The sequence below is a fragment of the Phenylobacterium sp. genome (assembly GCF_036501465.1).
Taxonomy (GTDB): Bacteria; Pseudomonadota; Alphaproteobacteria; order Caulobacterales; family Caulobacteraceae; genus Phenylobacterium.
Map to the genome: position 1 here is coordinate 87,990 of NZ_DASYAF010000140.1, position 24,078 is coordinate 112,067.

At 70.1% G+C, this 24,078-nt stretch carries 23 protein-coding genes and 3 tRNA genes; 13 read left to right on the forward strand and 13 right to left on the reverse strand.

What is annotated here, in order from left to right:
* Nucleotides 1-53 precede the first annotated feature (53 nt).
* Nucleotides 54-2,183, forward strand: a complete 2,130-nt coding sequence (locus VGL85_RS15290; RefSeq protein WP_331589821.1) for a prolyl oligopeptidase family serine peptidase — start codon at nt 54-56, stop codon at nt 2,181-2,183.
* Here the strand turns inward: VGL85_RS15290 and VGL85_RS15295 are convergent.
* A complete protein-coding gene (locus VGL85_RS15295; protein WP_331589822.1) occupies nt 2,180-3,376 on the reverse strand; it encodes a CoA transferase in 1,197 nt (398 codons plus the stop codon). The two genes, VGL85_RS15290 and VGL85_RS15295, sit on opposite strands and share 4 nt — an antisense overlap.
* A 195-nt stretch (nt 3,377-3,571) precedes the next feature.
* Here VGL85_RS15295 and VGL85_RS15300 point away from each other — a divergent pair, with 195 nt between their 5' ends.
* The 3 genes from VGL85_RS15300 to VGL85_RS15310 all read left to right on the forward strand — a co-directional run bounded on the left by VGL85_RS15300 (nt 3,572) and on the right by VGL85_RS15310 (nt 6,243).
* Nucleotides 3,572-4,726: a DUF2336 domain-containing protein gene (locus VGL85_RS15300; RefSeq protein WP_331589823.1), complete on the forward strand. Its 1,155-nt coding sequence runs from the start codon at nt 3,572-3,574 to the stop codon at nt 4,724-4,726.
* 54 nt (nt 4,727-4,780) lie between these two features.
* The gene (locus VGL85_RS15305; RefSeq protein ID WP_331589824.1) at nt 4,781-5,566 is read left to right on the forward strand and encodes an NUDIX hydrolase; all 786 of its coding nucleotides are present in this window, start codon (nt 4,781-4,783) and stop codon (nt 5,564-5,566) included.
* A gap of 98 nt (nt 5,567-5,664) precedes the next feature.
* Nucleotides 5,665-6,243 (forward strand): GIN domain-containing protein, encoded by a 579-nt coding sequence (locus VGL85_RS15310; RefSeq protein ID WP_331589825.1) that lies wholly within the window; start codon nt 5,665-5,667, stop codon nt 6,241-6,243.
* Nucleotides 6,244-6,315: 72 nt separating this feature from the next.
* On the opposite strand, the gene VGL85_RS15315 is transcribed toward VGL85_RS15310, so the two are convergent.
* The 3 genes from VGL85_RS15315 to VGL85_RS15325 form a co-directional block, all read right to left on the reverse strand.
* Complete coding sequence (locus VGL85_RS15315; protein ID WP_331589826.1) at nt 6,316-6,777, reverse strand: Hpt domain-containing protein; 462 nt, start codon at nt 6,775-6,777, stop codon at nt 6,316-6,318.
* Between the two features lie 147 nt (nt 6,778-6,924).
* A complete protein-coding gene (locus VGL85_RS15320) occupies nt 6,925-7,683 on the reverse strand; it encodes an NAD kinase (RefSeq protein WP_331589827.1) in 759 nt (252 codons plus the stop codon).
* A 58-nt stretch (nt 7,684-7,741) separates the two neighbouring features.
* Nucleotides 7,742-8,848 carry a DUF2336 domain-containing protein gene (locus tag VGL85_RS15325; RefSeq protein ID WP_331589828.1) on the reverse strand — a complete coding sequence of 369 codons (1,107 nt, stop codon included), beginning with the start codon at nt 8,846-8,848 and terminating at the stop codon, nt 7,742-7,744.
* Between the two features lie 126 nt (nt 8,849-8,974).
* Between VGL85_RS15325 and glpK the strand changes: the two genes are divergently transcribed.
* The gene (gene glpK, locus VGL85_RS15330; protein ID WP_331589829.1) at nt 8,975-10,468 is read left to right on the forward strand and encodes a glycerol kinase GlpK; all 1,494 of its coding nucleotides are present in this window, start codon (nt 8,975-8,977) and stop codon (nt 10,466-10,468) included.
* 7 nt (nt 10,469-10,475) lie between these two features.
* On the opposite strand, the gene VGL85_RS15335 is transcribed toward glpK, so the two are convergent.
* Nucleotides 10,476-10,970 (reverse strand): DoxX family protein, encoded by a 495-nt coding sequence (locus tag VGL85_RS15335; protein ID WP_331589830.1) that lies wholly within the window; start codon nt 10,968-10,970, stop codon nt 10,476-10,478.
* 103 nt (nt 10,971-11,073) lie between these two features.
* Here VGL85_RS15335 and VGL85_RS15340 point away from each other — a divergent pair, with 103 nt between their 5' ends.
* Nucleotides 11,074-11,844 (forward strand): class II aldolase/adducin family protein, encoded by a 771-nt coding sequence (locus tag VGL85_RS15340; protein ID WP_331589831.1) that lies wholly within the window; start codon nt 11,074-11,076, stop codon nt 11,842-11,844.
* A gap of 275 nt (nt 11,845-12,119) precedes the next feature.
* Here VGL85_RS15340 and VGL85_RS15345 read toward each other — a convergent pair whose 3' ends face one another.
* Both VGL85_RS15345 and VGL85_RS15350 read right to left on the reverse strand, forming a co-directional pair.
* Nucleotides 12,120-12,620 carry a cytochrome c family protein gene (locus tag VGL85_RS15345; RefSeq protein ID WP_331589832.1) on the reverse strand — a complete coding sequence of 167 codons (501 nt, stop codon included), beginning with the start codon at nt 12,618-12,620 and terminating at the stop codon, nt 12,120-12,122.
* Between the two features lie 27 nt (nt 12,621-12,647).
* A tRNA-Thr gene (locus VGL85_RS15350) sits at nt 12,648-12,723 on the reverse strand.
* Between the two features lie 190 nt (nt 12,724-12,913).
* Here VGL85_RS15350 and VGL85_RS15355 point away from each other — a divergent pair.
* From VGL85_RS15355 to VGL85_RS15365, 3 genes are all read left to right on the forward strand, one after another.
* The gene (locus tag VGL85_RS15355; RefSeq protein ID WP_331589833.1) at nt 12,914-13,570 is read left to right on the forward strand and encodes a DUF6134 family protein; all 657 of its coding nucleotides are present in this window, start codon (nt 12,914-12,916) and stop codon (nt 13,568-13,570) included.
* 79 nt (nt 13,571-13,649) lie between these two features.
* On the forward strand, nt 13,650-15,053 hold the full coding sequence (locus VGL85_RS15360; protein ID WP_331589834.1) for an amidase: 1,404 nt from the start codon (nt 13,650-13,652) through the stop codon (nt 15,051-15,053).
* Nucleotides 15,054-15,319: 266 nt separating this feature from the next.
* Complete coding sequence (locus VGL85_RS15365; RefSeq protein ID WP_331589835.1) at nt 15,320-16,282, forward strand: PEP-CTERM sorting domain-containing protein; 963 nt, start codon at nt 15,320-15,322, stop codon at nt 16,280-16,282.
* Here VGL85_RS15365 and VGL85_RS15370 read toward each other — a convergent pair.
* Genes VGL85_RS15370 through VGL85_RS15385 form a run of 4 tightly spaced genes read right to left on the reverse strand, consistent with a single transcriptional unit; the run spans nt 16,279 to nt 20,040 of the window.
* Nucleotides 16,279-17,064: an ABC transporter permease gene (locus VGL85_RS15370; protein ID WP_331589836.1), complete on the reverse strand. Its 786-nt coding sequence runs from the start codon at nt 17,062-17,064 to the stop codon at nt 16,279-16,281. The two genes, VGL85_RS15365 and VGL85_RS15370, sit on opposite strands and share 4 nt — an antisense overlap.
* The gene (locus VGL85_RS15375) at nt 17,061-17,951 is read right to left on the reverse strand and encodes an ABC transporter permease (RefSeq protein ID WP_331589837.1); all 891 of its coding nucleotides are present in this window, start codon (nt 17,949-17,951) and stop codon (nt 17,061-17,063) included. Before VGL85_RS15375 ends, VGL85_RS15370 begins: the two co-directional genes overlap by 4 nt.
* A complete protein-coding gene (locus VGL85_RS15380) occupies nt 17,948-18,931 on the reverse strand; it encodes an ABC transporter ATP-binding protein (protein WP_331589838.1) in 984 nt (327 codons plus the stop codon). The genes VGL85_RS15375 and VGL85_RS15380 overlap by 4 nt, the downstream gene beginning before the upstream one ends.
* Nucleotides 18,928-20,040: a polyamine ABC transporter substrate-binding protein gene (locus tag VGL85_RS15385; protein ID WP_331589839.1), complete on the reverse strand. Its 1,113-nt coding sequence runs from the start codon at nt 20,038-20,040 to the stop codon at nt 18,928-18,930. The genes VGL85_RS15380 and VGL85_RS15385 overlap by 4 nt, the downstream gene beginning before the upstream one ends.
* Before the next feature lie 109 nt (nt 20,041-20,149).
* On the opposite strand from VGL85_RS15385, the gene metG reads away from it, so the two are divergent.
* Nucleotides 20,150-21,958 carry a methionine--tRNA ligase gene (gene metG, locus VGL85_RS15390; RefSeq protein WP_331589840.1) on the forward strand — a complete coding sequence of 603 codons (1,809 nt, stop codon included), beginning with the start codon at nt 20,150-20,152 and terminating at the stop codon, nt 21,956-21,958.
* A 23-nt stretch (nt 21,959-21,981) separates the two neighbouring features.
* Here metG and VGL85_RS15395 read toward each other — a convergent pair whose 3' ends face one another.
* Both VGL85_RS15395 and rlmB read right to left on the reverse strand, forming a co-directional pair.
* Nucleotides 21,982-22,704, reverse strand: a complete 723-nt coding sequence (locus tag VGL85_RS15395; protein ID WP_331589841.1) for a TerC family protein — start codon at nt 22,702-22,704, stop codon at nt 21,982-21,984.
* Nucleotides 22,704-23,498 carry a 23S rRNA (guanosine(2251)-2'-O)-methyltransferase RlmB gene (rlmB, locus tag VGL85_RS15400; RefSeq protein WP_331589842.1) on the reverse strand — a complete coding sequence of 265 codons (795 nt, stop codon included), beginning with the start codon at nt 23,496-23,498 and terminating at the stop codon, nt 22,704-22,706. Before rlmB ends, VGL85_RS15395 begins: the two co-directional genes overlap by 1 nt.
* Before the next feature lie 133 nt (nt 23,499-23,631).
* Between rlmB and VGL85_RS15405 the strand changes: the two genes are divergently transcribed.
* From VGL85_RS15405 to VGL85_RS15415, 3 genes are all read left to right on the forward strand, one after another.
* A tRNA-Tyr gene (locus VGL85_RS15405) sits at nt 23,632-23,717 on the forward strand.
* Nucleotides 23,718-23,754: 37 nt separating this feature from the next.
* Nucleotides 23,755-23,828, forward strand: a tRNA-Gly gene (locus VGL85_RS15410).
* 40 nt (nt 23,829-23,868) lie between these two features.
* On the forward strand, nt 23,869-24,078 hold a 210-nt coding region (locus VGL85_RS15415; RefSeq protein WP_331589843.1), incomplete at its 3' end, for a GTP-binding protein.

The following is a 24,078-nucleotide window of genomic DNA, read 5'->3' on the forward strand; positions in this document are numbered from 1 at the left end:
GCCCGCGCGCGGGCCTCTAACCTCGGCTCACGATAGATCAGCCGGGGACCTTCATGCGCTTTGCCTTTTCCGTCGCGGCCTCCGCGGCGCTCGCCTTCGGGCTGCTCGCCGTGGCCGCGCCCTGCGCCGCCCAGACCGCCGCCACCGACGCCGCCGACCCCTACATCTGGCTGGAGGACGCGAACGGGGCCAGGGCCATGGACTGGGTCAACGCCCACAACGCCAAGGCCACCGCCGTGCTGGAGGCCGACAAGCGCTATCCGACGCTCTACCGGGAAGCCCTGACCATCGCCGAGGCCAAGGACCGCATCCCGGCCGGCCGTTTCCTGCACGGCGAGATCTATAACTTCTGGCAGGACGCCGACCATGTGCGCGGCATCTGGCGCAAGGCCTCGCTGGCCAGCTACCGGACCGAGACGCCGCAGTGGACCACGGTGCTCGACGTCACCGCGCTCGGCAAGGCGGAGGGCAAGAGCTGGGTCTACAAAGGCGCGAGCTGCGCGCGGCCGGCGGAGACCCGCTGCCTGCTCAACCTCTCCGAGGGCGGCGAGGACGCGGTGACGATCCGCGAGTTCGACCTGACCACCGACAAGTTCGTGGACGGCGGCTTCATGATCCCGAAATCCAAGGCCCGCGTGGCCTGGGAAGACCAGGACACGCTGCTGATCTCCAACGCCTGGGCGCCGGGCGAGCTGACCGCCTCGGGCTATCCCTACATCGTCAAGCGGCTCAAGCGCGGCCAGCCGCTGAGCGCGGCCGTCGAGGTCTATCGTGGCGACAAGTCCGACGGCGGCTACGGCGTCTCGCCGGAAGTGCTGCGCGACGCCAAGGGGAACACCCTGTCGGTGATCACCCGGCCCTTGGACACCTTCCGTCAGGAAACCTATGTGCTGACGCCCAAGGGGACCGAGCGGCTGGCGATCCCCATGAAGGCCAGCGTCGACGAGCTGATCGACGGGCGCGTGCTGATCCGCACCGAGGAGGACTGGACGGCCGGCGGCAAGACCTTCCCGGCCGGCAGCCTGGCCTGGACCACGCTGGCGGCGCTGAAGGCCGATCCGGCGCATCTGAAGCCCACGTTGCTCTATGCGCTCGGCCCGCGGGAGTCGCTGGATGAGACCGCCTCCACCGAGGGCAAGCTGCTGGTCACCGTGCTGGATAACGTGAAGAGCCGCGCCTACGTCTACACCCCGACCGCCGCCGGCTTTTCCCGCAAGGCGCTTGCCCTACCCGACAACGCCACCATCCGGATCACGGCGGCCGACGACCACAGCAACCGGGCCTTCGTCGACGTCACCAGCTTCCTGACGCCCACCAGCCTGTGGCTGGCCGACGCCGCCAGCGGCTCGCTCGCCAGGATCAAGACCCTGCCGGCGAAGTTCGACGCCTCGGCCGACGTGGTCGAGCAGTTCGAGGCGACCTCCAAGGACGGGACCAAGGTGCCGTACTTCGTCGTCCACCGCCGCGACATCAAATACGACGGCTCAAACCCCACCCTGATGACCGCCTACGGCGGCTTCCAGATCAGCGAAACGCCCGCCTACAGCGCCAACAACGGCAAGCTGTGGCTCGAGCGCGGCGGGGTCTATGTGCTGGCCAATATCCGCGGCGGCGGCGAGTTCGGGCCCAAGTGGCACGAGGCCGGCCTCGTGGAGAAACGCCAGGTGATCTACGACGACTTCGCCGGCGTCGCCGAGGACCTGATCCGGCGCAAGATCACCTCGCCGCGGCGCCTGGGCATCCAGGGCGGCTCCAACGGCGGCCTGCTGATGGGCGTGGAGTTCACCGAGCGGCCGGACCTGTGGAACGCCGTCGTCATCGACGTGCCGCTGCTCGACATGATCCGCATCTCGAAGATCGCGGCCGGCGCGAGCTGGCAGGGCGAATACGGCGACGTCAACGCCAACCCCAAGGCCATGGCCTTCTGGCTCAAGACTTCGCCGTACCAGAACCTCAAGGCCGGGGTGAAATACCCCGAGCCCTTCATCTTCACGACCACCAAGGACGACCGGGTCGGGCCCCAGCACGCGCGCAAGTTCGCCGCGCGGATGGAGGAGATGCATCTGCCCTTCCTGTTCTACGAGAACACCGAGGGCGGCCATGGCTCCGGCGCGGACCTGAAGCAGCAGGCCCACACCCAGGCGCTGACCATGACCTATCTGCAGAGGAAACTGATGGACTAGGCTGCCGCGTCAGCCGCGAAGATCGCCTCGATCTCGCCCTCGGAATAGCCGATCTCGGCCAGCACCTCGCGGGTGTGTTCGCCCAGGCGCGGCGCGCGGGGGCGAGGCGCCTGCGGCTCGCCCGGGAAGACGGCGGGGCTGGCGGGGGAGCGGTAGGTCCCGCCCTGGCCGTCGTCGACCTCCACGAAGGCGCCGGCCGCGGCGACCTGCGGATCGGCGTCCACGTCGGCCGGGGTCTGGAACGGCGCCCAGACCAGGTCGGCCTCGTCGAGGCGGCGCGCGATCTCGTCGAACGTCAGCGCGGCGAAGGCGGCCTCCAGCTCGACGGCGAGTTCGCGCGCGTGGGCCCGGCGCTCCTTGCCGGTGGCGAAGCGCGGATCGGTGACCAGGTCCGGCCGGCCGGCGACGCCCAGGAACTTCTCCCAACCGCCCGAGCCGCCGCGCGGGTTGTGGACGAACCAGCGGCCGTCGGCGCTGCGGAAATGGTTGGCGACCGCGTTGATCGGGTTCTCGCGCGGGCGGATCGAGGCCACCCGGCCGAGCTTCAGCTGCACCGCCAGGTCCGAACCCCAGAGATAGACCCCGGTGGCCAGCAGCGAGGTCTGCACCATGCGCCCGACGCCGGTCCGCTCGCGCTCGTATAGCGCGGCCAGGATCGCCGAGACGGTGGCCAGCGACGTTGAGTGGTCGCCCATGCCGGAGGTGCGCATGAACGGCTCCACGCCCTTGGGCGCGGTCATGTAGCCGATGCCGGAGCGGGCCCAGAAGGCGGTGACGTCGAAGCCGGGCAGGTGGGCGTCGGGGCCTTCCAGGCCGTAGCCGGTGATCACCGCGTAGACCAGCCGTGGGTTCGCCTTGCGCAGGGTCGCCTCGTCCAGGCCGTACTTCTTCAGCGACACCGGCCGGGTGTTGGTCAGGAACACGTCGGCGGTCTCGGCCAGCCTCGCCAGCGCGTCGCGGCCGGCCGGCTTGGTGATGTCCAGCACGATCCCACGCTTGCCGCGGTTGTCGAGCTCGAAGGTCGGGTTCGCGCCGATGTCGGTCTTCAGGTCGGCGAAGACATGGCGCATGGTGTCGCCCTCGCGCCGCTCGACCTTGATCACGTCCGCGCCCCAGTCGCCCATGATGGCCGCCGCGCCGGGCCCGGCGATGTAGGCGGTGAAATCGACGACCTTCAGACCCTTGAGCAGCACGTGCGGCGGTCTCCCCTTGCGAAGCGGGCGCACCGTAGAGCAGGCGCGGTGATCAGGCGACTCGGGGCGGGAATTCTTCATCCACAGATTCGAGTCCTAACCAGGTGTTAAGCATGATCGGCGAGGCTCGGACTCGTGAGAGGCGTGGACGCGACCGCGCCTTGGACGGTTGAGGCGGGACGGATCAGGCGGACGATGGCGACGACGCACTCAGCGCTGACGCAGGAAGACATCCGCACGCTGGTGAGGGGGCCGACGCCCGACCTGCGCGCCGCCGCCGCCTACAAGCTCTGCCGCGCCATCGATGGCGCGCCGCTGTCGGCGCAGGACCGCGAGACCGCCGCCGAGATCCTGCGGGTCATGGCCACCGACGCCGCCGAACTGGTCCGTCGCGCCCTGGCGGTGACGCTCAAGGCGAGCCCGCTGGTGCCGCGCGACGTGGCGCTGCGCCTGGCGCGCGACGTGGAGACCGTCTCGCTGCCGATGCTGAACTGGTCGCCGGTGTTCACCGACGCGGACCTTGTGGACATCATCCGCCTGGGCGGGCCGGTGCGCCAACTGGCCATCGCGCGCAGGCCGCGCCTGTCGACCATCGTCACCGACGCCATGACCGAGCATGGCGGCGAGCGGGCCGTGGCCGCCGCCTGCGCCAACGACAACGCCGATTTCTCCGAAAGCGCCCTGCAAGAAGTCATGGCGCGGTTCGAACAGCACGAGAAGGTGCTGGCCGCCGTCGCCTACCGCAATACGCTGCCGCTCGCGGTCGGCGAGAAGCTGGTGACCCTGGTCAGCGACCAGTTGCGCGACCATCTGATCGCCCATCACAACATCTCGCCGCAGCTCGCCCTCACCGTCGCCGCGGGCGCCGCAGAGCGGGCGACCATGGACCTGGTGGACGAGGCCGGCCGCACTGCCGACGTGAAGGCCTTCTGCGCTCATCTGGCCGACGAAGGGCGGCTTTCCGCCTCCCTGCTGCTGCGCGCGCTGGCCCAGGGGCACATGACCGTCTTCGAGTGGGGCGTGGCGGAGCTGGCCCAGGTGCCGCACCACCGCACCTGGCTGATGATCCATGACGCGGGCCCGCTGGGCCTGCGCGCCATCTATGAGCGGGCCGGGCTGCCGGCGCGGCTGTTCCCGGCGTTCCGCGCGGCCGTGGACACCCACCACGCCATGGAATTCGACGGCGGCGCCCGCGACCTGGAGCGCTTCCAGGAGCGGATGCTGCAGCGGTTCCTGACCCAGCCGCAGACCGCCGCGCGCGAGGACGTGGACTACCTGCTGGACAAGATGGACCAGGTTTCCCAGACCGCCCGCGCCGAGGCGGACGCCGTCCAGCAGGCCGAAGCCTGAGCCGCAAGCCTTAGCCGCTTGCTTTCGGAGGCCTGGCCGCCTCAAGCTCTTCCCATGAGCGACACCCCCGCGAGCGCCGAGATCAAGCCGGCCGCCACCATCCTGATCCTGCGCGACGACCCCGCCTTCGAGGTGCTGATGGTCAAGCGGCATCACCAGATCGACTTCGCCTCCGGGGCCCTGGTCTTCCCTGGTGGCAAGAGCCATGCCGGCGACCACGACCGGAACTGGGAAACCCACACCGTGGGCTGGGAGGCCTATGACGCCGCCCAGCGGGCCCTGCGCATCGCCGCCATCCGCGAGGTGTTCGAAGAGGCCGGCATCCTGCTCGCGCGGCGCCGCGACGGGCGGCCGATGAGCGGCGAGGCCTGTCCGATGGCCGTGCGCCAGGCGGTGGACGCCGGCACGAAGCGGTTCATCGACGTGGTCAGCGGCCTCGACGCCTATCTCGACCTCGACGCGCACACGGTCTTCGCCCGCTGGATCACCCCGCCCTTGACGCCCAAGCGCTTCGACACCTGGTTCTATGCGGTCAATGTGCCGATCGAACAGCTGGCCGCCTGCGACGGGCGCGAGACGGTGGACGCCGAGTGGATCGCGCCGGCCGAGGCGCTGCGCCTGGCCGCGGCGGGCGAGCGCAAGGTGATCTTCCCGACCCGGATGAACCTGCAGCTGCTGGCCGAGGCCAAGGGCGCGGCCGACGCCCTGGCGCGCGCGGCGGCGCGCAGGCTGGTGACCGTGCAGCCCAGGATCGAGCAGCGCGACAGCGGCCGGGTGCTGGTCCTGCCGCCCGACGCCGGCTACGGCGCGGTCGCCGAGCCGCTGGAAAACGTCATGTGAGAGGCCCGCGCCGCGGCCATCGTGGCGCATGACGAAAGCTTAAGTTGTGCCGGCGCGGCGTGGCTGGTGTCCTGAGAGCGAACCGAAGGACTTCTCCCATGCGCCTCCTGAGCCTCTTCGCCGCCGCCGCCCTGGTCGCTGCGCCCATCGCCGCCGCGCCGGTCGCCGCCGCCGCCCAGACGGTTGTGCCGGTCGACAAGTTCACCGCCGTCGAGCTGCATGGCGGCGGCAACATCACCATCCGCCAGGGGCCGGTCCAGCGCGTGACCCTGGTTCGCGGCGACCCGAACCGGGCGCGCTTCCATGTCAGCGGCGGCAAGCTGGTGATGAGCCCCTGCGACGGCTGGTGCTTCGGGCCGAACCACTTCGACGTTGAGATCGAGACGCCTGAGCTGAACGGCGCGGGCATCATGGGCGGCGGGCGCATCATCGCGGAAGGCAACTTCCCCGCCCAGGGCGCCGTGTCGGCCGTGATCCACGGGGGCGGCGATATCGACCTGCGCACCGTGCCGTCCCAGTCGGCCCAGGCCGCCATCCACGGCGGCGGCAAGATCTACGTCGCGGCGCAGAGCAGCCTGGACGCCTCGATCTTCGGCGGCGGCCTGATCCGCTATGCCGGCCATCCGTCGGTCAATTCCTCGATCCACGGCGGCGGATCGGTGGCGCAGCTCAACTGACGCCCGCAACGGAAAAGGGGCCAGGCGCGAGCGCCTGACCCCTTTGATCTCGTTCTGAATGGGTCTGGCGGCTTAGGCGGCCATCGCCTTCACGCGGCGCTCCAGCTCTTCCACCAGGACGCTGCCCACCGGGTGGTCGTCGGACTTGATGTCGTCGCGCACGGCGGCCTTGATGGCGTCGATGTGGGCGTCGACCAGTTCCAACGGCACGGTGGCGCGCTTTTCCTTGTCGTCGATCAGGCGGCAGAGCGAGCCCGCGATGCGGGTGATCAGCTGGTAGCCGTAGGTGGTGCCGAGGCCCTTCAGGTCATGGGCGCGGAGATAGAGGTTCTCCATGGTCTCGGTGGTCACTCCGTCGCTGCGCACCGTCTGGCGAGCGTTTTCGAGCTTGGTGATCTCGTCGTTCAGCCATTGGGTGAAGTTGGAGGCGAGGCTCTTCAGAGCGGCTTCGGCCTTGGCGATCGCGGCCGGGTCGATCGCGCCCAGACGGCCGCCGCCCACCTTCAGGCGCAGCGCGTTGTTCGGCTGGATCATTTGGCCAGAGTTCTGTTGGCTCACGAGACGCCCTCCAGGTGACTACCAAATGAGGGTACGCCGAACCTGTTAATAACCGGTTTGGGCAAGTCGCGGTTTTGACTGGCTTTCCAGGCGGCGATTCGCGTGGACGGGGTGGGCGTTCGCCTAGACGGAGAACTGCTCGGCCATCACCCGTTCTTCCAGGCTGCGGCCCTCGTCGAACAGCATGTGCAGCGCCACGTCGCGATCCTCGGCGATCTGCACGTCCATGACGTCGCGCACCTCGATGTTGTCGGCCACCGCGCTCACCGGCCGCTTGGCCGCCTCCAGCACCTCGAAGGTGACCTTGGCGGTGTGGGCGAGCAGGGCGCCGCGCCAGCGCCTGGGGCGGAAGGCGCTGATCGGGGTCAGCGCCAGCACCTTGGCGTCCAGGGGGATGATCGGGCCGTGGGCCGAGAGGTTGTAGGCGGTGGATCCGGCCGGCGTGGAGACCAGCGCCCCGTCGCAGGCCAGCTCGCTCAGGCGCAGCCGCCCGTCGATGGAGATCCGCAGCTTCGCCGCCTGGCGGGTCTGGCGCAGCAGCGAGACCTCGTTGATCGCCAGCGCCACGTGGCTGTTGCCCTCCACGTCGGTGGCGGTCATCCGCAGGGGGTGGATCACCGCCTTCTCGGCGGCCTCGATCCGCTCGACCAGGCCGACTTCGCTGTAATCGTTCATCAGGAAGCCCACCGAGCCGCGGTTCATGCCGTAGACCGGCAGGCCCGAGGCCATGTGGTCGTGGAAGCACTCCAGCATGAAGCCGTCGCCGCCGAGGGCGACGATCACCTCGGCCTCACTGACCGGGACCTCGCCATAGCGCTTGGCCAGCCGGGCGCGGCCTTCCTGCGCCTCCGGCCGTTCGCTGGCGGTGAAAGCGATGCGCATGGTGAAGGGCCCCCGACTGCTCTCCCGTCTGGGAAAAGCCGTTATGCGGGGCGGGTTGTCAAACGGACAGGGCGGCCTGGCGGAAGGCGGTGGCGGCGATCTGCGGGCTGACCGGGCCAAAGGCGCCGATGGCCTTCTTCGCGCCATCGAGGCCGCCGCCGGGGAAGCCGCCGTTCAGCCCACGGATCATTTCCAGGATGCTGGGGAAGACGCTGCGGTCGATGCCGACGGCGGCGCAGGCCAGGCCCAGCAGCTCGGGCCGGTCGCTGTCGATCACCCGCTGCACATGGCTCATCTCGAAGCGGCCCAGGGTGGCGAGCGCCACGGTGAACAGCGACAGCCGCCCCTCCTGCAGGGCGCGGACCAGATAGCCGGGGCGCAGCTGGCCGGCGGAGTACAGCTTCTCGATCAGCTTCTTCTCCATGGCTTCCCGCTCGCCGTCGCGGGCCATGACCACGGACCCCTGGCTGGCGGGCGCGCCGGAGAAGGATTCGCTGACCGCCTGCGCCAGCGCCGTCTCGATGCGCTTGGGATCGAGGCGGAACCGGTCGGCGAGGGATTCGCGCAGCGCCTGGCCCACCCAGACATAGAGCTGCAGGGCCAGGTCGTCGGTGAGCCCGGGATGCCGCGACAGCGGCGGGCGGAGCGCCGCGATCTCGCGGGCGTGGGCCACCAGCCGCTTCAGCTCCGGCGGGCCGAGATCGGCGGAGACATTGCCGGCCAGCGCGGTCATCACCGCTGGCTCGGCGGCGTCGAGGATGGCGCAAACCACGCTCGGGCCGAGGTTCGGCCGCCGGGCCACTTCGATCTGGTGCTCCACCGTCGCCTCGACCAGCAGGCGCACGAGGTCGGCGTCCTTGAGCAGGGGGCTGGCGGCGATCACCGGTCGGGCGATCTCGATCTCGTCCAACGCCAGCACATTGATCAGGGCGGCGGGCGCCCAATCGACGTTGGACAGCTTCTCGGCCAGCCGCTTGCGGATTTCGCGCTCGGCGCCGGCCACCAGGCCCAGGAAGATGGAATTCAGCAGCGCCTGGATCTCAGGCGAGATCATCGCCGGCGCGCCGTCGCCGGCGTCGCACAGTTCGACGATGCCCAGCAGCAGGCGCTCGCGATCCGCGGGCGCGCGGCTCTTGGCGAGTTCCAGCAGCTTCTCGCTGCTCATCGCGACGCTCAAGCCCGTCCCTCCGTTCTGTCGGTGAGGCTTTCAAAGCGCCACAATGGGCGAGGCCGGTGAAAACATGTTTAAACCTCACGCAACGATGAACGAGAACGATACCGGGAGGACGCCATGGCCGATCCGTTGATCCTGGCGCTGGACCAGGGGACCACCTCCACCCGAGCCATATTGTTCGACGCCAAGGGCCGCGCGCTGGCCGAATCCGGCCGGCCGCTGGAGCAGTTCTATCCGGCCGACGGCTGGGTGGAGCATGACGCCGAAGCGATCTTCGCCGCCTCGGCAGAGGTGCTGAGGGAGGCGGTCCAGAAGGCCGGGCGGGCCATGGCCGAGGTGGCCGCCATCGGGGTCACCAACCAGCGCGAGACGGTGGTGATCTGGGACCGCGCGACCGGCCGGCCGATCCACAGGGCGATCGTCTGGCAGGACCGCCGCACGGCCGGCGCCTGCGACGAATTGCGCGCCGCCGGCCACGAGCCGAAGGTCACCGAAATCTCCGGCCTGCTGCTCGATCCCTACTTCTCGGGCACCAAGATCGCCTGGCTGCTGGACCATGTGGAGGGCGCCCGCGCCCGCGCCGAGGCCGGCGACCTACTGGCCGGCACCATCGACGCCTGGGTGATCTGGAAGCTGACCGGCGGGAAGTCGCACGCCACCGACGCCACCAACGCCTCGCGCACCCTGCTGTTCGACATCCGCAAGCAGGCGTGGTCGGACGAGATGGGCGAAATGCTGGGCGTGCCGCTCGGCCTGATGCCTCAGGTGCTGGACTGCGCCGGCGACTACGGCGAGACGGAGGCCTCGCTGCTGGGCCGGGCGATCCCGATCCGTGGCGTGGCCGGCGACCAGCAGGCGGCGCTGATGGGGCAGGGCTGCATCCGCCCGGGCGAGATGAAGGCCACCTACGGCACCGGCTGCTTCATGCTGCTGAACACCGGCGAGACCGCGCCGGTCTCCAAGGCGCGCCTGCTGACCACCGTGGCGGCGCGGATCGGCGGCAAGGCCACCTTCGCCCTGGAGGGGGCGATCTTCATCGCCGGCGCGGCGATCCAGTGGGCCAACGAGGGCCTGAAGATCGGCGGCGGCCCGCAAGGCGTCGAGGCCCTGGCGAAACAGGCCAATGATGAGCTGGGCGTGGTGCTGGTCCCGGCCTTCACGGGCCTCGGCGCGCCGTGGTGGGACGCGGGCGCCCGCGGCGCGATCGTCGGCCTCACCCGCGACGCCGGCCTGCCGGAGATCGCCCGGGCGGCCTTCGACGCCAGCGCGCTGCAGACCCGCGACCTGATCGAGGCCATGCGGGCGGACGCGCCCCAGGCCCTGCACGACCAGGCGGAGCTGCGCATCGACGGCGGCATGTCGCGCAGCGCCTGGTTCAGCCAGCGGCTGGCCGACCTAACCGGCGTGGCCGTGGGCCGGGCGACCTATGGCGAGACCACCGCGCTCGGCGCGGCCCTGTTCGCCGGCGTGGGCGCGGGCGTCTACCGCGACGTGGCCGAAGCCGCCGCCGCGCGCCCGAAGACCGAGGCCTTCGCGCCGGCGATGGATGCGCCGCGCCGCGAGGCGGCCTACGCCCGCTGGCTGGACGCGGTGGGCCGGGTGCGGAGCTAGATCGCCGTCACCGATCCGAAACCGGCTGCGGGCGGCGAAGCAGCCACCGATCGATCGAGAGCGGCCCTGATCCGCCAAGGACCAGGGCGACCAAGGCCGCCGCATAGAGCAGATCGGTCTCGTACCCCGGCTGGCCGAAGTGCGCCCCCGCGGCGGTCACGGACTGGAGCTTGATGGAGCTGAAGCCGTTCGGCAGGTGAACGGTGAAGATCGCCACCAGCAGCACGAACATCATCGGAATGGTGGCCACGGGGACGACGAAGCCGAGCAGCACGGCCAGGCCTCCGCCCAGTTCCACCGCGATCGTCGTCCAGGACAACAGTTCCGGCGCTGGCATCCCCAGCGCCTGCAGGATGCCCGCGAAGGACTCCGGACCCCGCGCCAGCTTGGCCCAGCCGTGCTCCATGAAGCCGTAGCCGACGATCATTCGCAGCGGCAGGGCCCACCCGCCGCCGGTAAGCCCCGAACTCAGCCGGGAGTACTGTTGCAGCAGCCATTCCATGGACGGCCATTCGTCTGCCGCACAGCACGGGTTACACGGCCGGCGAGCTTGACGCCTCTGGTCGGGGAGCGGATTCTAAGGCGGCAGACAAAGGGAGCGACCCATGGCGGACGGATCGGTGGCGGGCGTGGCCTCGCTGAAGGGCAAGGTCAGCGCCGCGGAATGGCGCGCCCGCGTGGAGCTGGCGGCCCTCTACCGGCTGGTGGCGCTCTACGGCTGGGACGACCTGGTCTACACCCACATCTCCGCCCGCATCCCCGGGCCGGAGCACCATTTCCTGATCAACCCCTACGGCCTGCTGTTCGAGGAGATCACCGCCTCGTCGCTGGTGAAGATCGACCTGGACGGCAACATCCTCCAGGAGACGCCCTACTTCATCAATCCGGCGGGCTTCACCATCCACTCGGCGATCCACGCCAACCGCGAGGACGCCCACTACGTCATGCACCTGCACTCCGACGACGGGGTGGCGGTGGCCGCGCAGTCGTCGGGCCTGCTGCCGATCTCGCAGCATGCGCTGATCGTCACGCCCAGGCTGGCCTACCACGACTACGAGGGCATCGCGCTCAACCACGACGAACGCGAGCGCCTGGTGGCCGACATCGGCGACAAGACCCTGATGCTGCTGCGTAACCACGGCACGCTTTCGGTGGGCGCCTCGGCGGCCGATTGCTGGGTCGGCATGTACTATCTGGAGCGCGCCTGCACCATGCAGGTGAAGGCGCTCAGCGGCGGCCGTGACGGCGTGCTGATCGCGCCGGACGCCTCCCAGGCCGAGGTGAAGAGCCAGGTTTCCCGCGGTATGAACGGCGCGCTGGCCTGGCCCGGTTGCCTGCGCAAGCTGGACCGCGAGCTGCCCGGCTACGACGCCTAGGGCCGCAAGCCGATCCCCATCGGAAAAAGGCCTTCCCCGGGGGCGGGGAAGGCCTTGCAGTCCGTACGCCCGGGCGCGGCGTGGGGGGTACGTCGCCCCGTCTTGGCGCACAAACCGACGCATGGGGGCGTCGGCAGGATGCCGCCTCCGACCCGCCCGCCGAAAGCGGACGCGTGCGGAAAGCGGGACCGAGGATGCGCGCCGCCGGGGTACGCGTCAAGGTTGAAAGCCTGGCTTTAACTCTACCGAGCGTCGGCCGATGGCGGGCGCCGCCCTTAGGGCTTGTAGCCGGTCTGGACCATCAGCCAGGCGATGACGTCGGTGCGGTCCTTGGGGTCCTTCAGGCCGGCGAAGGTCATCTTGGTGCCGGGCAGGGCGACCTTGGGGTCGGTGATCCAGGTGTCGAGGCGGGCGGCGTCCCAGGTCCAGCCGGTGGCCTTCAGCGCGTCGGAGTATTTGAACTCGGCCTTGCTGGCCGCCTTGCGCCCGAACACGCCGTGCAGGTTCGGCCCGGTCATGTTGGGCCCGTTCTCCACCACCGTGTGGCAGGTTGAGCAGAGCGCGAACTTCGATTCCCCGTTCGACAGGTCGGCGGTGTTGTAGGGCGCGGGCAGGGCCGCCAGGGCCTTCTTGGCGTCGTCGTCGCTGAGCAGGCTCCCGACCGGTCCGGAGGGCGCGTTCCCGCCGCCTGCGGACGGGTTCGCGGACTTGTTGCAGGCGGCAAGCGCGGCAGCGCCGATCGCGACGGCGGCGATCGTCAGACCCGGGTGGCGCATCGGCAGGACTCTCCTCGGCGGTACGGATGGTGCCGGATGCAGGACTCGAACCCGCGACCTTCGGTTTACAAAACCGCTGCTCTACCAGCTGAGCTAATCCGGCGATCAGCCATGGGCTTTAGCCAGGATCGATGAAGATGTCAGCCGCCCGGCCTGCATCCAGGCCCGCTCGGTTCGCGAACATTGTTCAGCCAGGCTTTGGAGTTCGCGCCCAGCGAGAGGTCGATGGACGACCTCGCCGGGCCACTTCTACGGTCAAGCTTGGGGTCGAACGAGGGGACTTTGGAATGGTTATGCTGGATCGTCGGGCGCTGATCGCGGGCGCGGTTTCCATCGTGGGCGCCCAGGCCCTGCCGCGCTTCGCCCTGGCGGCGATGCCGGCCAACGGCGCCTACCGCTACCAGGTGCTGCGCAACGGCAAGCCGTTCGGCGCCTATGCCCTGACCTTCGCCACCGCCGGCGACGCCACGACGGTGACCACCGACGTGGCCATGCAGGCCAAGGTCGCGGGGCTCACGGTCTTCAACTACCGCCACCACTGCGAGGAGATCTGGAAGGCCGGCCGCTTCCAGGAGATGCACTCGACCTCGCAGCGCGACGGCGACAAGGACTTCTGCGCCGCGGTGCGCAGCACGAACGGCGGCATCAACATCACCAACAAGAACGGCCCCCTGCTCGCGCCGCCCTCGGCCAATCCCTACACCCACTGGAACGGCGGCGTGCTGCAGGGGCCGCTGTTCAATCCCGAGACCGGCTTCATGCTGCGGCTCACCGCCCAGTCCATGGGCCATGAGCCCTTCGTCATGGGCAATGGCGCGCGGGCGAGCGGCCTGCACTGGGCGGTGCGCGGCGAGAACGACATCGATGAGTGGTACGACGACGCGGGGATGTGGATGGGCCTGCGCGCGGTGTTCCCGGACAAGTCGATCGTCGAGTATCGTCGCCTCTAGCGAACCCGCCGGAACCGGGCGGGGTTGGCCCGCCGCCGGCCCTGTGCTTGCGTGATCCTCCGCATCAGTGAGGACCGCCATGGATTTCGAGGACTATCGCCGGCATGACGCCGTGGGCCTGGCCGAGCTGGTCGCCCGGCGCGAGGTGAGCGGCGCCGAGCTGCTCGATACGGCGGCCGCGCGGATGGGCGAGGTCAATCCGAAGATCAACGCCGTCACCCTGGACCTCACCGAGCGCGCGCGGCGCGAGGCGCCCGAGCACGGCGCCTTCGCGGGCGTGCCGTTCCTGCTGAAGGACCTGGGTGCGACCCTGGCCGGCACGGTGACCTCCGGCGGCTCGCGCCTGATGGCCAAGGAGGTGGCGGCGGCCGACAGCGCCATCACCGCCGCCTACAAGGCCGTGGGGCTGAACATCTTCGGCAAGACCAACACCCCGGAGTTCGGCCTGTGGCCCTTCACCGAGTCCGAGCTGCTGGGCGTCTGCCGCAATCCCTGGGACCTGGGGCGGACCCCGGGCGGCTCGTCCGGCGGCGCGGCGGCGGCGGTGGCGGCGGGGATCGTGCCGGCGGCCCACGCCAGCGACGGCGGCGGCTCGATCCGCACGCCGGCCTCCTGTTGCGGCCTGTTCGGGATGAAGCCGTCGCGCGGCCGGGTCTCCTCGGCGCCGCTGGGCGAAGGCTGGGCCGGGGCGTCGGTGCAGCACGCGGTCACCCGCTCGGTGCGCGATTCCGCCGCCCTGCTGGACGCGGTCTGCCGCCCGCAGCCGGGCGACCCCTATTTCCTCGCCCCGCCCGAGCGGCCGTTCGTGGAGGAGGCGGCGCGCGAGCCGGGCAAGCTGCGCATCGCCTTCATGGCCGGCGCCATGCAGGCCCCGGCGATCGATCCCGAATGTGCCGAAGCCGTGCGCGAGGCCGCGCGCCTCTGCGCCGAGCTGGGCCATGAGGTGGTCGAGGCGACGATCCCCGGCGACGTGCAGGCGATGGCCCAGGGGGCGGGCGTGGCGATCTCGGCCAGCGTCGCCGCCAACCTCGATTCCTTCGCCCAGAAGCGCGGGAAACCCATCGAGGCCGGTGAAATCGAGAGCTTGACCATGGCGACATACCGTCGCGGGCAGGCGGTGATGGGCGCGGCCTACGTCCAGGGCCTGGCCGCGATCCATGCCTACGGCCGCGCGGTGGCCCAGCTTTTCGAAACCTATGACGTCCTGCTGCTCTCGACGCTCGGCCAGCCGGCCATCCCCATCGGCTGGATCCTGGAGGACCGCCAGCAGATCGCCGAGCGGCTCTTCGCCTTCATGCCCAACACTCAAGCTTTTAATAATACAGGACAACCGGCGATGACCGCGCCCCTGGCCTGGAGCCGATCCGGCCTGCCGATCGGCCTGCAGTTCGTGGCCCGCATGGGCGGCGAGGCGACCCTGTTCCGCCTGGCCGGTCAGCTCGAACAGGCGCGCCCATGGTTCGACCGGACCGCGCCCCTGTGACCGCAGGGCTCCCCTGTGAGGGGAATTTCGCGCGGTATAATTCACCCCATACGGGAAATAATCGCGCTATAAGTAAGGTTAACGCGTGGCTATTTAAGCACAGATAGTCGACGTTTCAGGTCGCTATCAGAATCGCGTAATTGAAATTTTCACCGACAGCGCACATTAATTGCAACGTGCGCACCATGGTTCCAGCCCGTTCCAGATCGAGACTCGCCAAGCGGCTGTTTCTGACAGCCTGTGCGACCTTTATTGCGGCCGGCGCGATGGCCTACTCGAACGGCGGCGGCATCCAGCACCACCAGGATGAAGCGCCCGATCCGCAATTCGCGAACAACGGCCATCACAACGGCGGCGGCTTCAGCGCCATCGACACCCAGACCAGCGGCGACCAGGGCGGCGGCTCCGACACGGGCGCGGGCGGCGATGTCGGCGCGGGCGGCGGCGCGGGCGTCGGCAACCAGCAGTTCGCCGGCAACGGCCCCGGCCACGTCTACGGCCCGGGCGACGGCCACGACAACGGCGGCCCGAGCGGCTTCATGCCGAACGGCGAGGACGGGCTGATGACGCTCGCCTCCTACGTCCAGACCCACGGCGGGAACGGCGGCCAGCACGAAAACAGCAACAACAACTCCGACCACATGCCCGGCGGCTCGCAAGGCGGCTCCGGCGGCGACGTCGGTTCCGGCGGGAACGGCGGCGACGGCTCGTCCAAGGTCGCCTCGAACGGCGGGACGACCGCGCAGGGCGGCGGCGGCAACGGCGGCAACGGTGGCGGCGACGGCGGCGGCTTCGGCCTCGGCGGCAACGGGGGTTCGGGCGGCAATGGCGGCTTCGGCGCCCCGGGCGGCTCCGGCGGCGACGGCGGGTTCTCCCCGGGCCTCGGCTCGACCGGCGGCAATGGCGGCAATGGCGGCTCGGGCGGCAACGGCGGCGACGGCGGCTTCCCCCCGCCTCACGGCGGTGACGGCAGCGAAGGCGGCAATGGCGGTTCGGGTGGCGACGGCGGCGGCGGCAAGGTCTGCGTGGTGAGCGCGATCACCAGCTGCGGCGCGTCGGAGAACGGCGGCGGCCCCACCAACAACTTCACGCCGTTCTTCGCCACGGTCCCCAACGACGGGCCGACCGCGCCCGCACCGGAACCGGCGGCCTGGACGCTGATGATCCTGGGCCTCGGCGCGGCCGGCGCGGCCCTGCGCGCGCGTCGCCGCAAGACGCTCGCCGCCTAGGCTTCCTTCCGCCGGCCGATCGCCAGGCTGGTCAGCGACACCCCCAAAGCCACCGCCCCGATCAGCAGGGTCGAGACCGCATTGATCTCCGGGTTCACGCCCAGGCGCACGGCGCTGTAGAGCCGCATGGGCAGCGTCGTCGCGCCCGGCCCCGAGGTGAAGCTGGCGATCACCAGGTCGTCCAGCGACAGCGTGAAGGCCAGCATCCAGGCCGCCGCCACGGCCGGCGCGATCACCGGCAGGGTGGCCTTGGCGAACGCCGTGGCCGGCGGGCAGCCGAGGTCGCGCGCCGCCTCCTCCAGGCTGGGATCGACCGAGGCCAGCCGGGCGCGGATCACCACCGTGGCGTAGCCGACGGTGACGGTGGCGTGGCTGAGGGTCACCGTCCAGAAGCCACGCGGCAGGCCCAGGGCCACGAACAGCAGTAGCAGCGACAGGCCCAGGATCACATCCGGCAGGCTGAGCGGGGCGTAGACCATGCTCGAGAACAGCGCCCGGCCCCTAAAGCGGCCGCCGCGCGCCAGGCTGACCGCCGCCAGCAGGCCCATGGCCGTCGCGAGGCTGGCCGAGATCAGTCCCACCCGCAGGCTCACCGAGACCGCGTCCAGCATGGCCTGGTCCTGGGCCAGGGCCGCATACCACCGCATCGACCAGCCGCCCCAGACGGTGACCAGCCGGCTGGCGTTGAAGGAGTAGACCACCAGCAGGACGATGGGCGCGTAGAGGAAGACCAGGCCCGCGCCCACGCTCAGCCGGTTGAACAGGCCAGGCCCGCGCCTCACGCTTCGCGCTCCCCGGCGAGCTTGGCCTGCTGGCGCTGGACCACCGCCATGGGCAGCGCGAGCGTCGCCAGCAGCGCCAGCGCCACCGCCGAGGCGGCCGGCCAGTCGCGATCGGCGAAGAACTCGGTCCACAGCGTCTTGCCGAGCATCAGGGTCCGCGAGCCGCCCAGCAGGTCCGGGATCACGAACTCCCCGACCATGGGGATGAAGCACAGCAGCCCGCCGGCCAGCAGGCCGGGCAGCGACAGGGGAAAAGTCACCCGCCAGAAGGCCTGGGCGGGCGTGCAGCCGAGGTCCAGCGCCGCCTCGACCAGGCTCTCGTCGCGCCGTTCCAGCACCGCATAGAGCGGCAGCACCATGAATGGCAGGTAGGCGTAGGTGAGGCCGATCAGCACGCCGGCGTCGCTGTCCAGCAGGGCCAACGGCGGCAGGTGGATGAGGCTCAGGCCCTGGTTCAACAGGCCCGCCGGCTTGAGGATGGCGATCCAGGCGTAGATGCGGATCAGGAAGCTGGTCCAGAACGGCAGGATCACCGCCGCCAGCAGGATGCGCCGCCCCCTTGGGCCGAACCGGCTCATCCCATAGGCCATCGGATAGCCGATCAGCAGCAGCAGGACCGTCGCCCTGGCGGCGAACCACAGGCTCGAAAGATAGGCGGAAAGGTACAGCCGGTCGGCGACCAGGCGGGCATAGGTCTCGAAGCTCAGGGCGCGGGCGAAGGCGGCGAGGCCGGCCAGGCCCTGGGACAGGTCGAGCTGCGGCGCATAGGGCGGAATGGCCAGCGCCGTGTGCGACAACGACAGCTTGGCGACCAGCAGGAACGGCAGGCCGAAGAAGACCGCCAGCCACAGGTAGGGCAGGGCGATCAGCCGCCAGATCCGCCTCATGCCGGCACCCTGACTTCGGCGTCCTTCGGCCAGCTGACGAAGGCCTCGTCGCCGAGTTTGAGCGGCAAAGCCGCCGCGCCCGCCGCGCGGCTTACCAGCAGCGGCTTGCCGGCCCCGGTCTTCACCACATAGCGGGTGCGGTCGCCGAAATAGGCGATCTCGGCCACCCGGCCCGCGACAGCGCCCGGCGAGGCCTTGGCGGCCAGGACCATCCGCTCCGGCCGCACCAGGGTGAAGGCCGCCCCGTCCGCGAACAGGTTCGCCTCGCCGATGAACTCGGCGACGAAGCGGCTGGCCGGGCGTTCGTAGACCTCGCGGGGCGGCCCGACCTGGGCGATCGCCCCGTCCTTCATCACCGCCATGCGGTCGGCGACCACCATGGCCTCGTCCTGGTCGTGGGTGACGATCATGAAGGTGACGCCCAGGGCCCGCTGGATCGCCTTGAGCTCGAGCTGGGTGTCCTCGCGCAGTTTGCGGTCGAGCGCCGCCAGGGGCTCGTCGAGCAGCAGGATCTTCGGCTCGACCGCCAGCGCGCGAGCCAGGGCCACGCGCTGCTTCTGGCCCCCGGAGAGCTGGTGCGGCTTGCGCCGCTCCAGGCCCGACAGCCGCACCAGGGCCAGCATCTCGGCCACCCGGGCCGCCGTGCGCGCCTTGTCCCAGGCCTGCTGCCGGCACCCGAAGCCGACGTTCTGCGCCACGCTCAGGTGCGGGAACAGCGCATAGGTCTGGAACATCATGCTGGACGGGCGCTTGTGCGGCGGCAGGCCCGCGATGTCGGCGCCGCCCAGCAGGATGCGTCCGGCGTCCGGCGCCTCGAACCCGGCCAGCATGCGCATGAGCGTGGTCTTGCCGCAGCCGGACGGGCCGAGCAGGGCGAAGAACTCGCCCTCGGCCAGGTCCAGGTCGACGGCGTCGGCCGCCACCGCCTCGCCGAAGCGCTTGCAGACGCCCTCGAAGCGGACGAGGGGCGGCCCGCTCATTGGCCGGTCAGCACCCGCGTCCACTGGCGGTTCACGTCGCGCAGCAGGGCCTGGTCCTTGGTCGTGGTGACGAACAGCCGCTTCGCCAGGGCCGGCGGCGGATAGGCGGCAGGGTCGTCGCGCACCGACGGGTCGACCAGCGGCGTCGCCGCGGCATTGGCGTTGGCGTACTTGGTGAAGTTCGACGCCCTGGCGATCACCGCCGGGCGCAGCATGAAGTTCAGGAAGGCGTAGGCCGCTTGTCGGTCAGGCGCATCGGCCGGGATGGTGAACAGGTCGAACCAGACCTGGCTGCCTTCCTTGGGCAGCGCGTAGGCCAGCTTCACCCCGTTCTTCGCCTCGGCGGCCCGGGCCTTGGCCTGCAGCACGTCGCCGGAATAGCCGATGGCCAGGCAGATATCGCCGTTGGCGAGCGCGTCGATGTATTCGGACGAGTGGGACTTGCGCACATAGGGCCGGACCTTCAGCAGCAGGTCGGTGGCCGCGGCGTAGTCCTTCGGATCCTTCGAGTTTGGGTCCTTGCCCAGGTAGTTCAGGGCGAGCGCGTACATGTCCTCCGAGGCGTCGAGGAAATAGACCCCGCAGTCCTTCAGCCTGGCGAGCTTGGCGGGGTCGAACACCACCGACCAGCTGTCCACCGGCCCGCCCAGCCGCTTGGCGACCGCGTCGGTGTTGTAGCCGATGCCGATCGTGCCCCGCATGTAGGGGACCGAATAGGCGCCGCCGGGATCGAAGGCCGCCATCTGGGCCATCACGCCCGGGTCGAGGTTCTCCAGGCCCTTGAGCTTCGCCTTGTCCAGCGGCTGGATCGCCTTGGCGGCGATGTAGCGCGGCAGGTTGTGGTTCGAGGGGACCACGATGTCGTAGCCGGTGTTCCCTTGCAGGACCTTGGTCTCCAGCACCTCGTTGGAATCGAAGGTGTCGTAGCGGACCTTGATCCCGGTCTCGGCGGTGAACTGTTTCAGGAGCGCCGGGTCGATGTAGTCCGACCAGTTGTAGATGTTCAGCGTCTGCGCCTTGCCGCCGCCCTGGCCGCAGGCGGCGAGCGTCGCCGCGCCCAGCAGGACGGCCAGGGCGATCAGGATCGATTGGGCGCGGCGCTGACGCATGACGGCCGACTTATAGGGCGCGCCGGGGGCGCCTCAACGCCAAAGCTTTCGAACCGGCCGGGCTTCGGCCTATAAGCGCGCTCCGCGTCCAAAGCCCATATCCGAGCCAATGTCCCGCATCCTGATCACGTCCGCGCTGCCCTACATCAACGGGATCAAGCACCTGGGGACGCTGGCGGGCTCCATGCTGCCGGCCGACGTCTACGCGCGCTTCCAGCGCTCGCGCGGCCGCGAGACCCTCTACATCTGCGCCACCGACGAGCACGGCACGCCCACCGAGCTCGCCGCCGCCGAGAAGGGCCAGGACCCGGCCAGCTTCTGCGCCGAGCAGCACCAGATCCAGCACGACCTCGGCCGCGCCTTCGGCCTCTCCTGGGACCACTTCGGCCGCTCGTCCTCGCCGCAGAACCACCGGCTCACCCAGCGCTTCGCCCAGCAGCTCTGGGAGGCCGGCTTCATGGAGGAGCGGGTCACCCAGCAGGTCTATTCCAACGCCGACAAGCGCTTCCTGCCGGACCGCTACGTGATCGGCACCTGCCCGCACTGCGGCTATGAGGCGGCGCGCGGCGACCAGTGCGAGAACTGCACCCGGGTGCTGGACCCGGCCGACCTCATCAAGCCCCGCTCGGCGGTCTCCGGCTCGACCGACATCGAGATCAGGGGCTCCAAGCACCTGTTCCTGCGCCAGAGCCTGTTCGCCGGGAAGCTGCGCCACTGGATCGAGGCCAAGCGCGACCGCTGGCCGCTGCTTGTCACCTCCATCGCGCTGAAGTGGCTGGACGAGGGCCTGCAGGACCGTGGCGTCACCCGCGACCTGGAATGGGGCGTGCCGGTCAACGCCTGGGAATGGGGCCCCAACCCGGACGGCCAGACGCCGGACGTCGAGGGCCTGGCCGGCAAGGTGTTCTACGTCTGGTTCGACGCGCCCATCGAATATATCGGCGCCACCTGGGAATGGGCCGACGCGCGGGCCGCCGAGGCCGGCAAGGGTCCGGCTGACGACGCCGACTGGGAGCGCTGGTGGCGCGAGCCGGCCGCCGCCGACGTGACCTATGTGGAGTTCATGGGCAAGGACAACGTGCCCTTCCACACCGTGGGCTTCCCCTGCACCCTGTTCGGCATCAACGAGACGCTGGGCGCCGACGGCCAGTTCTCGCCGTCCGGGAATGCGCCCTGGAAGCTGGTCGATCAGCTGAAGGGCTTCAACTGGCTGGACTACTACGGCGGCAAGTTCTCCACCTCCCAGAAGCGCGGCGTGTTCATGGACCACGCCCTGGAGCTGCTGCCGGCCGACTACTGGCGTTGGTGGATCACCGCCAACACGCCGGAGACCTCCGACGCCACCTTCACCTGGGAGCAGTTCCGCGACCAGGTGAACGCCGACCTGGCCGACGTACTGGGCAACTTCGTCAACCGCATCCTGAAGTTCACCGAGACGCGCTTCGACGGCGTCGTCCCGGCGGGCGGCCAGAGCGGGCCGCTGGAGGCGAAGCTCGAGGCCGACGTGCTGGCCAAGCTGCGCGAGCTCACCGACCATCTGGAGACCCGCGAGTTCCGCAAGGCGTCCACGGCGCTTCGCCAGCTCTGGGTGCTGGGCAACGGCTACCTGACCGAGGCCGCGCCGTGGACAGCGTTCAAGACCGATCCCGAACGGGCCGCCGTGGCGGTGCGCACGGGCCTGAACCTGGTGGCCCTGTTCGCCAAGGTCTGCGAGCCCTTCATCCCCTTCGCCGCCGAGACCATCGCGCTCTCGGTCGGCGAGCCCTTCCCCGGCGCCTGGCCGGCGCTGGACGGGAAGGGGACGCTGGACATCCTGCCGCCCGGCCGGCCGGTGAAGGCGCCGGAGGTGCTGTTCCGCAAGATCGAGGACGCCCAGGTCGCCGAATGGCGCGAGCGGTTCGGCGGCCCGGAGAGCTGATCGGCACAGGACGGGAAGGGAGCCTACCGCGTCTTGCGCTTGGTGACCTCGGACGGGTGGATGTCCAGGGCGTCGGGCATGGCGCGGTTGTAGAGGTGGGTCTGGCCGGTATCGATGGCCACCGCGCGCGTGCCGTCCCAGATCATGTGCCCGGCCACCCAGATCACGATCACCAGGCCGATGTAGGCGATCCAGGGCAGGCGGTGCAGCAGCTTGGCGATCCAGGTCGCCGCCAGGCCGGTCAGGGTGATCGACAGCAACAGGCCTGCGATCAGCACGATCGGGTGCTGGCGCGCCGCGCCGGCCACGGCCAGCACATTGTCGAGCGACATGGCCAGGTCGGCCAGCAGGATCTGGCGCAGCGCCTGGGCGAGCGTCCTGGCCGGCGGCCCGTGCTGGGCGATCGCCTCGCCCTCCAGGGCGGCCTCGCCATCGCGGATCCGCTTGCGGCCTTGCTCGCGCAGGTCGCGGAACATCTTCCAGCAGACCCACAGCAGGATGAGGCCGCCGGCCAGCGACAGGCCCACGACCTTCAGCAGCTGGGTGGTGATCAGGGCGAAGCCGATCAGCATCACCACCGCGCCGCCCAGGCCCAGGATGATGGCCTTGCGCCGGTCGGCCTGCGGCAGGCCCGCGGCCACGATGCCCACGGCCATGGCGTTGTCGCCGGCCAGGGCCAGGTCGATGAACACCACCTGCAGGAAGGCCGTGGCCGCGCCGGTGGTGAGGAAGTCCGGAAGGGTCATCAGCGCGGTCGCGAGGCCTCGTAGAGCGCCACGGCCGCGGCGGCGGAGACGTTCAGGCTCTCGAAGCCGCCCGGCATCGGGATGCGGGCCAGCTCGTCGCAATGCTCGGCCACCAGGCGGCGCAGGCCTTCGCCCTCCGAGCCCATGACCAGCACGGTCGGCGCCCCGTCGAGCACCTCGGCCACGCCGCGCTCGGCCTCGCCCGCCAGGCCCACGGCCCGCCAGCCGGCGGTGGTCAGCTCGTCCAGCGCGCGGGAAAGGTTGACCACCCGAGCCACCGGCACCGCGTCGACGGCGCCGGCCGCGGCCTTGGCCAGCGCGCCGCTGAGCTTCGGCGTGTGGCGGTCCTGCAGGATCATGCCGGCCGCCCCGAACGCCGCCGCTGAGCGCAGGATCGCGCCCACGTTCTGCGGATCGGTCACCTGGTCCAGCATCAAGAGCACTGCGCCTCGCGTGGCCGCGAAATCGGCCAGGGCCCAGTCCTGCGGCGGCGGGCTCTTCAGCGCAACACCCTGGTGGACCGCGCCCTGCGGCAGGGCCTGGGCGATTCTCTGGCTTTCGGCGACCTCCAGCGCCGCCTGGCGGCCGAACCGGGCCTCGATCTGGCGGGCGCGCTCAGCCGTGGCCAGGATCAGCTGCGGCGGCTCGCGGCGCGGATTGCCGAGCGCGGCTTCCACCGCGTGCCAGCCCCAGAGCCAGTCGTCCGAGACCCCGTGGGCGGGCCTGCGAAACCCTGCGTGGCCGTGACGATTCCGGCCTCGGCGGGCGTCGTTGCGTTCGCTGGACGAGGCCACTATAAGACGCGCTCCAAATTGGGGCCCCGGACGGGCTTCCGCCGCAAGGAACCCTGCGTGGGCGCTCTTAAGCCCCTCGCATCCGGCAGCGGAAGCCTTTTGTTCGAAGGCCCTGACCCGGCTCCGCGCGCGAGGGGGAATGTCCCGAGTGGCAAAGGGGGGGGACTGTAAATCCCCTGGCGTACGCCTTCGTAGGTTCGAGTCCTACTTCCCCCACCACGCAACCGGAGCGGCGACAGACGAGGAATTTCGATCGGCGGGTATAGCACAATGGTAGTGCAGCAGCCTTCCAAGCTGAATATGCGGGTTCGATTCCCGCTACCCGCTCCAGAGTTCAACATCCACTTGAAGCAACGCCCGTAGGACCCCGATGGCCAAAGAGAAATTCGAACGGAACAAGCCGCACTGCAACATTGGCACGATCGGCCACGTTGACCATGGGAAGACGACGCTGACGGCGGCGATCACCATGACGCTTGCGAAGACGGGCGGCGCGACGGCGAAGAAGTACGAGGAGATCGACGCGGCGCCGGAGGAGAAGGCGCGCGGGATCACCATCAACACGGCGCACGTGGAGTAT